This window comes from Paenibacillus alba, assembly GCF_013204855.1.
GTDB lineage: Bacteria > Bacillota > Bacilli > Paenibacillales > NBRC-103111 > Paenibacillus_E > Paenibacillus_E alba.
Window position 1 is genome coordinate 28,277 of record NZ_JABMKZ010000053.1, and the last position, 15,808, is coordinate 44,084.

The 15,808-nt window shown below is 46.3% G+C and carries 12 protein-coding genes; 4 read left to right on the forward strand and 8 right to left on the reverse strand.

Features of this window, described 5'->3' with window-relative positions:
- Positions 1-58 precede the first annotated feature (58 nt).
- From HQN90_RS35070 to HQN90_RS35090, 5 genes are all read right to left on the reverse strand, one after another.
- Complete coding sequence (locus HQN90_RS35070) at positions 59-1,555, reverse strand: RICIN domain-containing protein (protein ID WP_173227483.1); 1,497 nt, start codon at positions 1,553-1,555, stop codon at positions 59-61.
- Positions 1,556-2,097: 542 nt separating this feature from the next.
- A complete protein-coding gene (locus tag HQN90_RS35075; RefSeq protein ID WP_173227484.1) occupies positions 2,098-2,925 on the reverse strand; it encodes a carbohydrate ABC transporter permease in 828 nt (275 codons plus the stop codon).
- On the reverse strand, positions 2,925-3,881 hold the full coding sequence (locus HQN90_RS35080; protein WP_173227485.1) for a carbohydrate ABC transporter permease: 957 nt from the start codon (positions 3,879-3,881) through the stop codon (positions 2,925-2,927). Before HQN90_RS35080 ends, HQN90_RS35075 begins: the two co-directional genes overlap by 1 nt.
- Positions 3,882-3,940: 59 nt before the next feature.
- On the reverse strand, positions 3,941-5,404 hold the full coding sequence (locus HQN90_RS35085; protein WP_173227486.1) for an ABC transporter substrate-binding protein: 1,464 nt from the start codon (positions 5,402-5,404) through the stop codon (positions 3,941-3,943).
- 98 nt (positions 5,405-5,502) lie between these two features.
- Positions 5,503-6,270 carry a response regulator transcription factor gene (locus tag HQN90_RS35090; RefSeq protein WP_173227487.1) on the reverse strand — a complete coding sequence of 256 codons (768 nt, stop codon included), beginning with the start codon at positions 6,268-6,270 and terminating at the stop codon, positions 5,503-5,505.
- Between the two features lie 68 nt (positions 6,271-6,338).
- Between HQN90_RS35090 and HQN90_RS35095 the strand changes: the two genes are divergently transcribed.
- The 3 genes from HQN90_RS35095 (at position 6,339) to HQN90_RS35105 (ending at position 10,491) form a co-directional block, all read left to right on the forward strand.
- Positions 6,339-8,168: a cache domain-containing sensor histidine kinase gene (locus HQN90_RS35095; RefSeq protein ID WP_173227488.1), complete on the forward strand. Its 1,830-nt coding sequence runs from the start codon at positions 6,339-6,341 to the stop codon at positions 8,166-8,168.
- 40 nt (positions 8,169-8,208) lie between these two features.
- Positions 8,209-10,134 (forward strand): squalene--hopene cyclase, encoded by a 1,926-nt coding sequence (shc, locus tag HQN90_RS35100; protein WP_173227489.1) that lies wholly within the window; start codon positions 8,209-8,211, stop codon positions 10,132-10,134.
- A 102-nt stretch (positions 10,135-10,236) separates the two neighbouring features.
- Positions 10,237-10,491, forward strand: a complete 255-nt coding sequence (locus HQN90_RS35105; RefSeq protein WP_173227490.1) for a hypothetical protein — start codon at positions 10,237-10,239, stop codon at positions 10,489-10,491.
- Between the two features lie 816 nt (positions 10,492-11,307).
- On the opposite strand, the gene HQN90_RS35110 is transcribed toward HQN90_RS35105, so the two are convergent.
- The gene (locus HQN90_RS35110; RefSeq protein WP_173227491.1) at positions 11,308-12,258 is read right to left on the reverse strand and encodes a metallophosphoesterase family protein; all 951 of its coding nucleotides are present in this window, start codon (positions 12,256-12,258) and stop codon (positions 11,308-11,310) included.
- 277 nt (positions 12,259-12,535) lie between these two features.
- On the opposite strand from HQN90_RS35110, the gene HQN90_RS35115 reads away from it, so the two are divergent.
- Positions 12,536-13,330 carry an HAD family hydrolase gene (locus tag HQN90_RS35115; RefSeq protein WP_338042428.1) on the forward strand — a complete coding sequence of 265 codons (795 nt, stop codon included), beginning with the start codon at positions 12,536-12,538 and terminating at the stop codon, positions 13,328-13,330.
- Between the two features lie 65 nt (positions 13,331-13,395).
- Here HQN90_RS35115 and HQN90_RS35120 read toward each other — a convergent pair whose 3' ends face one another.
- Complete coding sequence (locus HQN90_RS35120; RefSeq protein ID WP_173227492.1) at positions 13,396-14,184, reverse strand: DeoR/GlpR family DNA-binding transcription regulator; 789 nt, start codon at positions 14,182-14,184, stop codon at positions 13,396-13,398.
- A 108-nt stretch (positions 14,185-14,292) separates the two neighbouring features.
- Positions 14,293-15,024, reverse strand: a complete 732-nt coding sequence (locus HQN90_RS35125; protein ID WP_173227493.1) for an MgtC/SapB family protein — start codon at positions 15,022-15,024, stop codon at positions 14,293-14,295.
- Positions 15,025-15,808: the final 784 nt, after the last annotated feature.

Sequence of the window (15,808 nt, forward strand, 5' to 3'; positions counted from 1 at the left end):
GAGATTAACACGGAAAAACCTGACCACCTTATTGAAAGATGGTCAGGACTCTTGAACGTTATCTTTCTGTAAAGCTCCAGTTTTGATTTAAAGAACCGGTGTCCGCCCATTGGATATTTAATCCGCCATCCGCCGTTGATCCTGCGCTGATCCCCAGAAATTTACCGCTGTTTTGATTTTTGATTTTAAAATAACCACTGCCGACAGAGATCAGCTGCCAGAGTTGATTCGTCCCGTTATTCGCTGTCCATTGAATATTTTGCGCGCCATCCGCCACAGAAGCTCCTGTAATATCCATGAGTTTTCCGCTATTCACGTTTTTAATCTTATATAACCCTGAACCAGCGTTAATAAATTGCCATGTTTGACTCGCTGCTGCAGAGTAAGACCGCTGTTCAATCTTTCCGCCATCTGCCGTAGAATCGCCTACAATACCTAAAACTTTACCGCTATTTCGATTGCCGATTGAATATGTTTTCGTAACATCGACGTCAACGATTGGACTCCACGTGCCTGTTACCGTATCTATGCGCCATTGTCCATATCCGTTAATGGTTGGTATCCCAGCACCGTCGAACGAAATGGGATACCACTGATTTCTTCCAACGCCCGTACTTCCCCCTTTGTTGTTCCAACGATCACCCAAGTACACATATATAGTTCCTGATGTCCCTACAATCGGCAGTACCTGATCTACCTGCGTGTCAAAAGAGTTGGTCGTGCTTGGACTCGTAGAACAAACACTTGCCGTTGACCATGTGCCTGATAAGCTCGCTGCCGTGGAACAATAAGTCTGACTTGAGTACCAGCCGTTCGTTGCTGAAGTAAACAACAGATACTGGGAACCCCGTTTAATTAACGTTGAAGCCTCCTTATTCGGATAAGTGGAAGGCAGCCACTTCGTATTGGCGGCGATGCTTAAATAGTCGGATGCCAGCTTGCTGATCTGAATGGCACCATTGGTCCCAGGATTATCACTTGTATACGTAATGTATGTGCTGCCATCATCGTCTTGGAAAATAGATCCAAGATCGCCCATAGAGCTCCCGCTAGGGTAAGCATCAAACCGTTCATACGTATATGGCCCGGTGATGGATGAGCTCGTGAAATAGGTCAGCTTATTACGACCATTGCCATCGCTGTTATTCCACTCTAACAGCATGACATATTTAGCCGTTGAACTGTTATAAGCCACCACAGGTCTGCCAATCCAATGCGTGCCGGCATATCCCGGAATCGAGGATAAATTCACCACATTCCCATGGTTTGCCCATGTTTTCATATCTGTGGACGTGTATAGGTTCACGTTCTTCACACCTGAAACGGAGTAATCCATGCCATACCAATAAAAGGTATTCCCTTGCTGTATGATGTACCCACCTTGAGCCCAAATCGGATTGCCATCCGTATCGTTCCAATTCGAGTTATTCGTAATGTCTGCAGGTGCCGCATTGGCCTTTTGCGCAATAAGCAGCGAACCCAGAAGCAATAACATGGACAATAAAGCCATGATAATTTTCCTTGCATAGTTCGTTTCTTGATAAACAGTCATCATAACACTCCTCTTTTAATTGAAATTAGTTGATAGACATGCAGCACTGCCTCAGTTTCCATCTCGAACGATCCGTCTTCCTCTATCGACTTCCCTATTAGATCCCACATCACCCCCCTCACAAAATCAACCTCACTAAAACGCTTACATTTTACTTGTCTGAAAAAGCGGCTGTCCCATAAATCTTTTTAGTTTGTTAAACCTTCTGTTTATACACACTTTCATGGTAGGTTGGCTTGAGTTGCATGAGTTTGCTTATACTGGCAGACTAGCCTCAGACCTTCCGTATATTTCGGCTAATTCCTGCGATTATGCATCCTTTTCTTCTTCGGAATCAACATAATCGCAAAAAGCCTGCGAATATGCATCCTTTCTCGACCCTTTTTCGATTCCAGAACGGAAAAGCTTATAAAGCCTGCATAATCGCAGGTTTTCTCTCGTTTTCACACGATTTGATCGAAAAAGCCTGCACTTATGCAGCTTTTTCGAAACCGGCGAGCTGGAAATTATTCACAGTATCCTGCTGTTTTAGAATTGCATCATTTCTATCCTTTGATAGCGCCTGCAATTCCATCCACGAAATATTTTTGCAATAAAATAAAGACAAGAATAATCGGAATAATGGAGATACATGCCGCTGCAGCCATGCCTGTATAATCAGCTGAGTGCTCTCCGATGAAAGAGAAAATACCTACGCTCAAGGTTCTCAGACCTGGATTGTTTAAAGTGAAAACGAGCGGAGTAAAAAACGAATTCCACGTCCACATGAATTGCATAACGACAACGGTCGCAATAATCGGCTTGCTGAGCGGCAGCATGACAGACCAAAAGGTGCGAAGAAAACCGGATCCGTCCATCTCAGACGATTCCTCCAATTCCTTGGGCAGCCCTTTGAAATACGTTGTAAACAATAAAATGAACAAGACATGAGCCCCGCCTGCTTCAGCCAGAATGACGCCAGGCATGGTGTTAAGAAGCCCCAGTCCCTTCACAACCTGATAGACAGGAATAATCGTATAGCCCTTGGGAATAAACAAAGTTGCCGTTATAATTGCGATCAGCACATTTTTACCGAAGAAATCCACTCTGCCCAGCGCATAGCCTGTCATCGAACAGACAACGACAACGATGATGACCGTAGAGACCGTTAATACAACGGAGTTTGCAAAATAAGTGGAAAAATTAGCTACCTCCCACGCACGCGTGTAGTTCTCCCATTGCATCGATTCCGGAAGCAGCTTCAAGCCCTGGCCTAAATATTCCTGATTCGTTTTGAAAGAAGAGGCCAGCATCCAAAAGAACGGATAAATCCAAATCAATCCTATGCCCATCAACACAATGTGCGGTACAACCGCTCGCAAATTCCGGCCCATTATCCGTTCCTCCCATTCGTCCATTTCACCAAAAGCCCCAGCACGATCGAGATGACAAAAACGGTAATTCCGAAGAAAATGCCAGCTGCGGAGGCATAACCGATCTGCGGCAGCCCGCTTCCTACACCGCTGAAAGCAAAACGGTAGATGTACAAATCAACCATTTCGGTAGCTACCCCTGGTCCCCCGTTCGTCATGACCTTCACGAGATCGAATGCGTGCAATCCATCGACAACAGATAATAGAAGAATGACGGCCGCTACAGGCATGAGCAGTGGAAGTGTAATAAATCGAAAAGCTTTCCAGTTCCCCGCTCCATCAATCGTCGCTGCTTCGTAGACCTCTTGCGGGATCGATTGAAGACCGGCAAGCCAATAGATCATTTTCACACCGAACCATTTCCAGGAACTGACGAAAATTAACACCGCCAGCGCGTAGCTGCCATTCCCCAACCAAGGAATCGCCTCACCGATCAAGCTTATTTTTAATAAAAGATGGTTCACCAACCCACTGTCTGTGGCAAAAATATTTTGCATGACAGCGCCTACCACAGCCGTTGTTGTCACCACGGGCAGGAAATAAATCGTCCTGTAGAAGGTCTTTCCCTTCAATTTCCCATTCAGGATAATCGCAAGCACCAAAGCAAACGGCAATTGAAGAATGACCGTTCCACTCATAAAAATAAAGCTGTTTCGAAATGCGTTCCAGAAGTTAGGTTCCGCGATAAGCTCCCTAAAGTTCCTCAAGCCCGCAAAATTTTCCAAAGGACCAAGCCCGCTCCATTCAAACATCGAATACACATAGCTCATGGCAATCGGATAGATCGTAAATACTAGAAAAAGGATTAGCTGAGGAAAAATGAACACGTATGCCCATAGCTTCCGCTTGGCAGTACGGGACATCCCGAGTGTTCCTAAGGGTTCATTTCGAACCTGATACAACGACTTGCTTTGCATGGCTGCTCCACTCCCTTGAAACGCTTCCAGCCCCGCAAAGGGGCCGAAAGCGAGCTCCTTTATTTCTTATTTTTATATTTTTCGGCCAAATAATTTTGATCCACAGTCCAGTCCGGGAAAGTCCAACGATCCTTGCTGGATCCTTCTACCGCTTTGAGGGCATTGCTGAATGCATTCTCCTGCTCTTTCACGAAATTATCCACGGCCGCTTTGACGTCCTGCGAACCTCCTGCCAAGTAGGCTTGCGCGATATTGCCGATAGGAAGTTTGGAAGAAACAGAAAGCAGCTTATTCGTCGTTTCCAGCTCCACCGAATTAATCAAAGCAGGCGTCGGCTGGACTCTAACCGTTTGGTTCATAATCTGAATCAGTTCTTTAAACTGAGGTTTCATATCCACATTGCTTGCGCTATTCAGCGATTGAATCGGCGTAAGATCAATGGATTGCTTAAGCAGCTCCGGGTAATAGTTTTCTGTTAAAAATTCAAACCATTTTGCCGCTTCATTCGTATGCTTGCTCTTTTTGGAAATGAGATAACCATTCGCAGAGCCGCCGTTAACTCCGAAATAAGGTAAAACACCGCTTTTGGACGGCAAAGTAGTAACACCGAAATCCAAATTTTTATAGTTGTCCAGCAGCGTTTTCACAAACCAATGGCCGTTAATCATATAAGCAGATTTGCCATCTCCGAAGTCTGCGTTCGCCTGTGGGGGATCCTTGATGATGGAATCTGCACTCATTAAATTCCCTATTATCAATTGTTTGAGGAATTGGATACTTTCCAAAGTCGGCTCCGCTTGGTACGTTGAACCTGTTTTCCAATCAAACTGCTTGTCCGGATACACCTCCGAAGCAAGTCCTGCTTTGCCTGTCGTCGTTGCTAATTGAGCAACGATTCTTCCTGCAGCCCATGGCGCTTTTAATCCGCTGACAATAGGCACGAGTGTTGCACTATGCTCTTTCACTTGCTTCGCTTGTGCAATCAGATCATCCCAAGTAGCTGGCGTTTTGCCGGCCAGACCGGCGTCAGCGAGCAGCTTTTTATTGTAAAACAAGATGACAGGGCCACGAACAAAAGAACGATCCGGCCATGCATACACTTTGCCGCTTAATGTTGTGCTTCCTTCCAGCCAAGTACCTGGATCAAATTTCTGTTTGAAATCATCCGTGAACGGAATAGGTTGAATGAGATTCAACTTGTCTAGAGCAGAGAGAGTCAGGGAGTTATGATATTGAAAAATATCCGGCAGGGAATCTCCGGAAACAGCCGCCTGAATCGCAGCCGAATATTGTTCTGGCGCATAATTAACGACTTCAATGCTAATATTTGTGTATTTTTGATGAAAAGCTTCGGCTGATTTCTTAATTAAATCCAACGTTTCCGGCGTTCTCACCCACATGCTTAATTTCACTGGTTCTGTACCAGCTTTTTCAGCCTTTGGCGGCGAGGCGCTCTTCTCACTGCATCCTGCCAATACAGTTAACGCTGCAAGTACGGGCAAAATCGTTTTCATCATTCTCATTTCTATATCCCCCTAATATCATTGGCCTACATTCATAAGTCTATATGAAAGCGCCAACATCGAACATTGCGTCATTTTTTGCATTCATGCCGTTTTTTTTAACATGAGCCGTCGCTCGCTTCTCCGACTTTCAGCATCCGATATTCATTCGGGGCTTTGCCCTCATATTTCTTAAACACTTCTGTAAAATGCCTAGTATCCAAGTACCCAACCGCTTCCGCTACCTCATAAATTTTGATAAAAGGATCCGAAAGCAGCCGTTTGGCTTCCTCCAATCTGACTTGAGTCAGAAATTGAATGAAGCTGACGCCAGCTTCTTGCTTGAATTTACGGCTAAACGCAGCGGGGTGCATGCGTGTATAGTCAGCTAATTTATCCAGGGAAGATTCTTTGAGATGCTGCATGATCCAAGCTTGCGTCAATTCCACAAAAGAAACCGATTCCGGCTTGGCTGCCGTGGTCCTTGCCGCATGCTGGCTATCTTCCTCTTGTTTAGCAATCAATGCTTTCATACGCTCAATCGTTTGTTTTAATTGTTCATCATTCAGAGGTTTGGTAAGAAAATCAGAGGCTTGCAATTGCAAAGCTCTGCGCGCATAATCAAAATCAGCATAGCCGGAAATAAACACAACAGGCAGCTGCCCGTAGTCTTTGCGAATCTGTTCCAGGAACACTAAGCCGTCCATGCCTGGCATGCGGATATCACACAAGATCAAGTCAAATTTCTGTTTTTCCATAAGCAGCTGTGCTTCAATCCCATTTTCCGCTGTAGCGGTTACTTCCAAATCATGAAAAAGCTGCAGTCTGCGTATCAAACTTTCCCGAAACAGCTTCTCATCTTCTACAATTAGTATGTTGATCGTCATAGAAATCCCCTTTTCCCTAAAAAGCGTGCAAAGCTTAAAGGACCAACACCGAATCAGGAGGCCCTGAAATGAACAGCCATGTCATTGGTCCAACCATCCGGACCCGATTTTCATCCAAATCGTTAACCCAACGAATCTTTGTAACCTTCAGCATTTTGGTGCTAATTCCGCTTATGATCTCCAGCGTGTATGTCTATCATAACTATTCCAAGAACTTTGAGGAAGAATCTTTCAAGCACATGGATGATTTGGTTCAAAAATTAAGTGGCGACATGGATAAACTGTACTCAGAAAGCAATAGCTCTCTCATCAGTCTGTGGCTGAATGAGGACATGCAAAACCTGTTGAAATCACCCCCAAATGAATGGAATCAACATACGAATGAATATTTGCATCTCTCCCAAAGCATTAACAATGTACTCGGTTGGAGACAAGGAATCGCCGGATTGTTCGTAATAACTAGTGATGGCGGCATCATACACGAATTCACATCTTCTGCGATCAAAACGGACTTCCCATATGTGCAGACCCCTTTTTATCAAAAAGCCCAGCACTATTATGATGCTTTCCTAACCGGTCCCGAGCCTCAAAGCTATGTGAACGGAACACCCGTTTTCTCTGTAACACGCGCCCTTTTCAGCGGTCCTTACCGCACTTGGTCTGGCATCATTCGATTGGATTATGAAACCAAAGTCATCAATTCCTTATTCGAAAATAACGGTTCCAGCGATGCCAGCTTTTACTTGGCTATCGATGCCGAGAACCGGATCGTTTATCATCCTGATTCCCGCTATATTGGTCAGCAGCTGGACAGCGCTATGGTCCAGGACATCCAAAAGAAAAGCAGCCACTCTGTCCACTACTTAGGGGAACAACATATTTATGCTGCCCAAACGTCCAAGCTCACCGGATGGACAACCATCGGCCTGCTTCCTGAGACGATTATTCATCAAGGCGCCGCCGGAATTCTCAAGCCGCTTTTTCTGATTGGCACCCTTTCGCTGCTTATCGTTTTGCTAGTTGCCATGCTGCTAAGCTCTTACATTCTTAAGCCGCTCCAAAAAATTAATCGAGCCTTGAATCTGCTCGGTAAAGGGGATTTCAGCCCTTTGGAACCCACCGGCATTCCCAAAGAGCTAACCATCCTTGTAGAACGCTATAATCTGTCGATCCGCAAATTAAAACAATTAACCGAGGATTTGATCAAGAAGCAAGAAGTTGAGCTTAGAGAGAAGGAAGCCGAACTTATCCAGCTGCAAGCCCAAATCAATCCGCATTTTCTGTATAACACCTTATCCTGCATTGACAGCTTGGCCGAACAAGAAGGCCAGACGCGCATACGCTCTGTCATCGGCAACTTGTCAGATTTATTGCGAGCTTCACTCTCCGGGAGAGAACGCATGGTTCCCCTCTACGAGGAACTGCAATTAGTTCATTCCTTCGTCCATATTCAAAATGAACGCCATGGTGATCGGATCGAAGTGAATTGGGATGTCCCCCCATCTATCCATCAGATGCTTATTCCAAAATTAACTATTCAACCTTTGGTTGAAAATGCTTATTTTCATGGCGTTGAGCCCAATCTGGGAAAAGGCATCATTGATGTAGAAGCACGTTTGCTTGACGATCAATTGAGAATCGTTGTCAGAGACAACGGAGTTGGCATGGCGCCTCACGTGCTCGAAGAATTCCGCGAGTTCATTGCATCCGACGGCTCGATCCCTAGACCCGCGTCGGTTCAGCGTTACTCTGGTCTGGAAAATGTGATTCGCAGATTACTGCTCACTTATGAGGAGAATTGCCGAGTTACACTGGAAAGCTCCCTGCATGCAGGAACCTCTATTCAATTTGATATTAAGTCTCAGGAATCGGCACCCTCCACTCCTCATATCATGTAAAGATCCATAAATCCGTTCGGAAATGGCAGGAGGAACGTTCATGCCTGTTTGGGCTCAAGTGAATGAGGAAATTCACCGTATGACCGAGATGCTTTCGGGTATGCAGCGGGATGACGGCAGTTGGCGATTTTGCTTCGAAAATGGCATTTTGACCGATGCTTATCTAATTATTGTGCTCCGCACGTTGGAGCTTCCGCATGAAGAGCTGATCCAACAATTGCACGCAAGGATTATCAGCAAGCAGGAGAAGAATGGCGCTTGGAAGGTTTATGCCGACGAAGAAGATGGCAATCTTGATACCACTGTGTATGCCTACTACGCGCTGCTGTTTGCCGGTTATAGCTCAAAAACAGACGAAACCATGGAGAAAGCGGCACAGTTTATCAGATCCAAGGGCGGGCTTGGCCAAGTGAAGAACTTGCTGACACAAGCTTTTTTGGCAGCTACGGGACAGTCCCCATGGCCGGCTACGCTCAGGATTCCTCTGGAGTTTCTTTTATTGCCAGCCTCCTCGCCCATTAGCTTCTTTGATTTCTCTAATTATGCTCGCATTCACTTTGTGCCTATCTTGCTCATGGTGAGTCTCCAATCCCCGTTGAGGACGAAAGCTACACCCGATTTATCGAACTTATCCAATAACTACACAGGTTCTCCCTCAAGGCATCATCCTATGAAGGAGAACAAGGAGACGACACCTGAACTGTACCGGCTTTTCGATGAAATTCACAACGGAATCAAGCATTTAGCCAGCCTGCCCGGACAACTTCATAAGCAGGCTGTTAAGTACGCCGAACAATATATGCTTGAGCGTATTGAATCAAATGGAACACTGTTCAGCTATGCGAGCAGCACCCTGCTGATGATGATGGCACTCGCCATGCTTGGCTACGACAAGCATCATCCCGTTATGACAGCCGCCCTGCGCGGACTTTTGTCGATGATGTGGTATTCCGATGCACATACCATCACAGAAGTTCACCTTCAGAATTCGCCTTCGACCATCTGGGATACCGCCTTGCTTTCCTATGCCTTGCAGCAGGCTGGTACTTCGCCCAACCATGCTGCTATCCGCCAATCGGTCCATTACCTGCGTCATAGGCAGCATACAAAAAAGGGAGACTGGAGCATCCATGCACCGTACACGGTTCCGGGCGGCTGGGGGTTCTCCGAGTCTAATACGATCAATCCAGACGTCGATGACACGACTGCTGCTTTGCGGGCTATTCACGGTACAGTGCTCCATGAGCCTACCTACCAAGATGCCTGGAACCGCGGCTTGAACTGGGTATTGTCCATGCAGAATAGAGATGGAGGCTGGCCGGCATTTGAGAAAGGCATCACCAATAAGCTGCTCGCCAAGCTGCCTGTTGACGGCGCCTCCGCGGCAGCTATTGATCCGTCGACCGCCGATTTGACGGGAAGAACGTTGGAATTTCTCGGCGCGACGGCCGGTCTTGACATGCGGCACCGATTCATACGCAGAGGAACAGATTGGCTGCTGGAGAACCAGGAAGCAGATGGTTCTTGGTTCGGCCGCTGGGGAATTTGCTACATTTATGGCACATGGTCAGCATTAACCGGCTTAATGGCCGTCAAAGCAGACCCCGAGCTGCCAGCAGTGAGGAAAGCCGTCGACTGGCTGCTCAGCATCCAGAATGATGACGGTGGCTGGGGCGAATCCTGCAGCAGCGATTGTCTAGAGCGCTATGTTCCGCTCGGCGCCAGCACGCCTTCCCAAACCGCTTGGGCGCTGGATGCCCTCACGGCTGTACATCCAAAACCCCTGCCAGCCATGGAACGCGGCCTTGAGCAATTGCTTCACCAGCTGCACAAGGATGACTGGACCACTCGCTATCCAACCGGAGCCGGATTACCCGGCAGCGTCTATACGCATTATCACAGCTACCGCCACATTTGGCCGCTTATTGCGCTCACTCAGTACAGGAAGAAATACGAGACGTTGTGAAGGGAGTCTTGTCTTCGGAAGGAGTTTCTAGTTGGTTGGGGGTTGGCGGATAGTTGGTTACTGGAGGACTGTTGGTTGGGGTGCTCGGATATTCGTTGACTGTTGAACGGACGGTTGGTTGGGGTTGCCGCATATTCGTTGGCTGTTAGCGGACGGTTGCTTGGGGTTGATGGATATTTGTTGGCTGTTGGCGGACGGTTGCTTGGGGTTGATGGATATTTGTTGGCTGTTGGCGGACGGTTGCTTGGGGTTGATGGATATTTGTTGGCTGGTGGCGGACGGTTGCTTGGGGTTTGGCGGATATTCGGCTGTTGGCGGACTGTTGGTTGGGGTTGCCACATATTCGTTGACTATTAGCTGACTGTTGGTTGGGGTTGATGGATATTTGTTGGCTGGTGGCGGGCGGTTGCTTGGGGTTTGCGGATATTCGTTGGCTGTTGCCTGACTGTTGGCTGGGCTTGCGGATATTTGTTGGTTGTTAGCGGACTGTTGGCTGGGGTTGCGGATATTAGTTGGCTGTTGGCTGACTGTTGCTTGGGGTTGGCGGGTTTTAGTAGAATCTCGATAGTGTCTTGATGGCATGTTAGTGGGCTTTTGGAGACTTTGGCGGGAGTCTGTCTGGGGTTTCCGCTTGTTTATGGGTTTCCAGCACCTGTTTGAGCGTTTTTCGAGATTTTCGAAGTTTGTTTAAACAGTCAGGAGATAGGTTTCCTGTCGTTTGCCCATATAACAGGCGCGCTGCCGCTCATCGGTTTTGAAAGCCTGCGAAAATGCAGGCTTTTTCAATGAAATTACCTAGAAAGAGGAAAAGCCTGCTAAAGTGCAGGCTTTTCCAGCCAATTCGTCCCGAAATCCCAAAACAGTCTCAAAAGCCTGTATAATCGCAGGAATATCGAAGTTTTGGAGCTATCGAGCCGTAAAAGCATGCACTTTTGCAGGTTTTCTCCAATCACCGTCGCAGTCTTCATATACCAGCAGCGTTCACAAGCCATCACCATTCTCATAAACCCACTGCGTTATAGTCATCACTACTCTCGTATACCCGCAAAGCCAACAAGCGGCCACTGGGTTTAAATCCTCTCTTTCGGCCAAGCTTTCACGCATTTATTGGAGCAAATCTCCCGTATTTTGGTCATAACTCCCTGAAATGATTTAAATGCTGATCTTTGCCTACTAACTGCCGTGTACATGCTCCGGCTGCTGTTCAATGACGCTGCCATCCGCCAAGCGCAGCCAAGTTTCAAACTCGCGTTGTCCTTCTGTCAAACGAATCAGTCTCGCACCTCTGGCAAAACCCTCTTGGCCATACGTGTTATACCCCGTCGCTCTGCCATAACAGAGGCGAATGCCGTGAAGATTTCCCCAGTAATCATTCACATGATCATGTCCGGCAAACGTCCCCACGACATCGCCCATTTCCAGCATAGCTGCGAACATGCCCGCATTCACCTTGGCGCAGCATACAGGCTCAAACTTATTGCCATAGCACGTTTGGCTTTCCCATACTTCCTTGTATTCCGGAAGTGGAATATGAAAAAACGCCAACGCAGGCACAGAAGCTGAGCGGTCCTGCGGCATAATTCTCAGGGATTCTTCTGTATACCAGTGGATTTGATCCCGCTGAATCCAGTCATACCCGCCAATATGAGGATACGGAGATAAATTGCCTGAATCAAAGAAATACATCACAGCACCAGTCTCACCCTGGCTATTCTTCACTTGAATCGAATAATTGCCTACACCATGAAGCTCCTCTAGTCCCGCTTGAGCAACAGTATGGTTATGCTCACATACAACTTCCATGAGCTGTTCTCTGGTTATGCGGCTTTCTGTATCATGATTGCCAAAAACAACAGCCCATTTGATGCCGCGTGATTCCACAGCCTGAACAGCCTCTCGAAACGCCTTAGCAGGCTCTTCGCAGGCAGAATCTCCTGGCTTGATATATCCTGTATAAATCACATCGCCCGTGAACACGACAAGATCCGGACGTTCTGCATCCAGCACTTGTTCCATCAGCTTCCTTGACAGCTGGTCTTCATTTCCACCCTCTTTCCAATGGATGTCTGTAAATTGGGCAATCGTAAAGGTACGATCCTCGCAAAAAGTTAGTTGAGCAGGCATGTTGCATCCCCTTTGTAATTGTTGTTTGTTGACCGTTTATTCATTATAATGTGGTTTAATCATATTTTAAATTTCGTTGAATTGTCAACCTCTAAAATGCAAAAACAAAGTCCAGACATGCTGTCAAAGCTTATTTTCATGAAAGAATCAAACTCTCATTGAAGGATGCTAGAAACAAATTAATTGTTTATTCTTCTTTAATCTTCTTTTATTTTGTTGTTGATTATTACGATATCGTGTTGTAAATTGAAAGTAATGGCAAGAAAGGAATGATGACGTGAGTACCTTGAAATCAATTATTTTTGATCTCGATAATACCTTGCTTTGGGATGAACGAAGCATTGATGAGGCGTTTCAAGCAACCTGTGGGGTAGTTGAACAAGAAACAGGTGTCAGCGCTGAACACTTTGAACACATCGTTCGCCAAACGGCGAAGCAATTATTCGAGCAATCTGATATTTTTGCCTGGGCGGACATGATTGAGGTCACTGATCTTGAAGCACTTTGGGGCAACTTTACTGCGCAGCATACGGCTCCCTTGAAAAAATTAAGCGAAATGGCCCCGGAATACCAAAGAGAGACCTGGTTTCTAAGTTTGCAGCAAGCAGGAATTGAACACCCTGGCCTCGATGTGCGTTTGGCACGAATGTTTGCTGCGGAAAGAAGGAAGAGGCCACTCGTATACGCGGATACCCTAGAGGTATTACATGTATTGCGCAGCCGCTACTCGCTGGTCATGATGACGAATGGCTCGCCCGATTTGCAGCAAGAAAAAATAGACAGCATCCCAGGCTTATCCGACTATTTTGATCACATTATCATCTCGGGTACGTTCGGCGTTGGAAAGCCTGACTCATCTATATTCGAACATGCCTTGAAACTGCTTGGCCTAACCCCTCAAGAAACGATCATGATCGGCGACAATCTAAATACGGATATCCTCGGAGCCCAAAGTGTCGGCATGTCGACGGTTTGGATCAATCATCATCATGCAGAAGCGCCGGCAGATCGCAAGCCTACTTTTGAAATTAGATGTATTTCCGAGCTCCCCGCTACTATCCAGACCATATAGTTCAGCCAAAGCTGCATAACACACAAAAAAGGTTCAGCCAGATGAGTTATCGGCCGAACCTTTTTTCATGCTTCGCTGACAATCCAGTGCACACCCTTCTGCTCCATGATATCTTTCCAATCCTTCGGATACGGTTGGTCAGATACGATGATATCCACGTCTTCCAAGGGGGCGATTAGGGAAAATGCTTGAACGCCGATTTTCGATTGATCGGCAAGTACAATAACTTCCTGCGCCGATTTGGCGAACTGTTTGGAGATATAAGCTTCATTCATGTCGTAATCGGTAATACCGCCGGAGAGCGACAGCCCCCCTACCGACAGAAAGGCTTTGTTCAGGAAGAAATTCCCCATCATTTGCTCGCACAAAGGGCCTGTAACCGATTGCTGTTCAGGATTCAACTGCCCCCCCAGCATGAATACTTTTCCCGAGAAAAGATGATTGTTAAGTGCTTCCGATAAATAAGAAGCGATGGATAAGGAATGAGTAAGAATCGTCAAGTTCCGCTTGCCTGTTAAAGCTTTTGCTACTTCTAATACCGTTGTCCCGACGTCCAGCGCGATCGTATCGCCATTTTCGATCAACTCGGCAGCCCGTACACCGATTTTCTTTTTGGCGTCGGTATATAATTGTGTTCTTTGCTGATAAGGAGGTTCTCCATGCTCATAGCCAGAACGTACGGCCCCGCCGTATACCCGACTCAGCTTGCCTTCCGATTCCAAAATATCCAGATCGCGGCGAATCGTTTCCGAGGAAACGCCCAGCTGTTCAGCCATTGGAAGAACTTTTACTTTACCTTCGCGAAATAAAACCTGCAGGATCAATTCTTTTCTTTCCTGGGCAAGAAGCGACAAAGCAAACACCACCATCAATTAAATTAAAAAAACCAAGTATGCCAAGTTTATTATAACGGATTTACCAGGAAAATTATAGAATTTGCAGAAGCAGCAAAAAACGGAAGGCTATGAGGCAAATGAGACCGTTTCCAAGCCTTGAACACCCTCGAGTGAAGTTAGAAACATCAAGGCTTCTTCGAAACGTTTTGGCTGCTTTATTTTAATTTGCATGCGGATTTTAACCAACTGAACATATTCTTCGCTAGTAGGATTGTTTTCATTTTCAACGACGATTTTGTGAATCCGAATGCCATAACCATTCATTTGATCAATGATGTGATGAAGCCGGGCTGTCTTTTGCTCAATATTCAATAAAATTTCACGGCTTGTTTTCGATTTCGAGAAAACCGACTCCAGCTTGTTTAGAAAAAACAAGCAAATCACAACAAGCGCCGTCGCAACAGAAGCGCCGAAATAAAAACCAGCCCCGACAGACAAACCAATAGCCGCAACAACCCAAAGCGAAGCCGCCGTCGTCAAGCCCGATACGGAAAAGCCATTTCTCATAATCGTCCCCGCACCGAGGAAACCGATTCCGCTGATGACTTGGGCCGCGAGACGAGCAGGGTCCAATCTCACATTGGGTTCGTTCGCAAATTCAGCGAAGCCGTACATCGATAACAGGACAATCATGGTCGAACCGATGCATACGAGAATATGAGTGCGAAACCCTGCCGAATGTCCTCCCATTTCCCTCTCAAATCCAACTAACCCGCCCAAAACCAGCGCAAGAACCAAACGAAACGTTAACTCCCAATAATCAATATGCCAAATTGCAGGATTAGAAACAAGCGGCATGTCAGCTTCACTCCCCCTAAAATGTTTATTGTTCTTTCATAATGTTGATTATTGTGAATTCATGTTGTTTCACAAATTTTAAGCAACGTCTTTGGAAAAATCAATCGGTATTTTATGTCGCGTCTCTGTAGAACATTGGCGATAGGGGGAGTACCTCGGCAAATGGAATACCATCCACGTCCCTACCTAGTTTGATATTATTGCGTCGCTCGCACACTATCGTTGTCCAGCAGCGTCTTTTAACGTGTGTTTTTGGCTACAGTGTCAGGCACGGTGGCGCGAGGCATAGTGGCACGGTGGCACCGTGCCAGAAAACCTGCGAAAATGCAGGCTTTTTCAACGAAATCGCGTGAAAAATGAAAAAGCCTGCAAATGTGCAGGAATTTTTCATTTTTTCATCCTTTACTCCAGAAATCGCTACAAAAAGATGCATTTTTGCAGGAATTCACCGATTTTGGGTTAAACCAAGCGCAAAAAGATGCATAATCGCAGGAATTTTGCTCAAGGTCTGGGAGATGGACGGCACGAAGCAAAGCTTAGCACAGCTGTTTTCCCGGATGCTGAGAGCCTATGAAAACCTGCGAAAATGCAGGCTTTTTCAATGAAATGGCGTGAAAAATGAAAAAGCCTGCAAATGTGCAGGAATTTTTCATTTTTACATCCTTTCTCTGAAGCCCCCTAATTAGATTGGAGTCATCAATATGCAATAAGGTACAATATTGGTGAGGGGGAATGAGATGTATGAAAAGCAATATCCTTTATGATGAGCAACGGATCAAGGTAG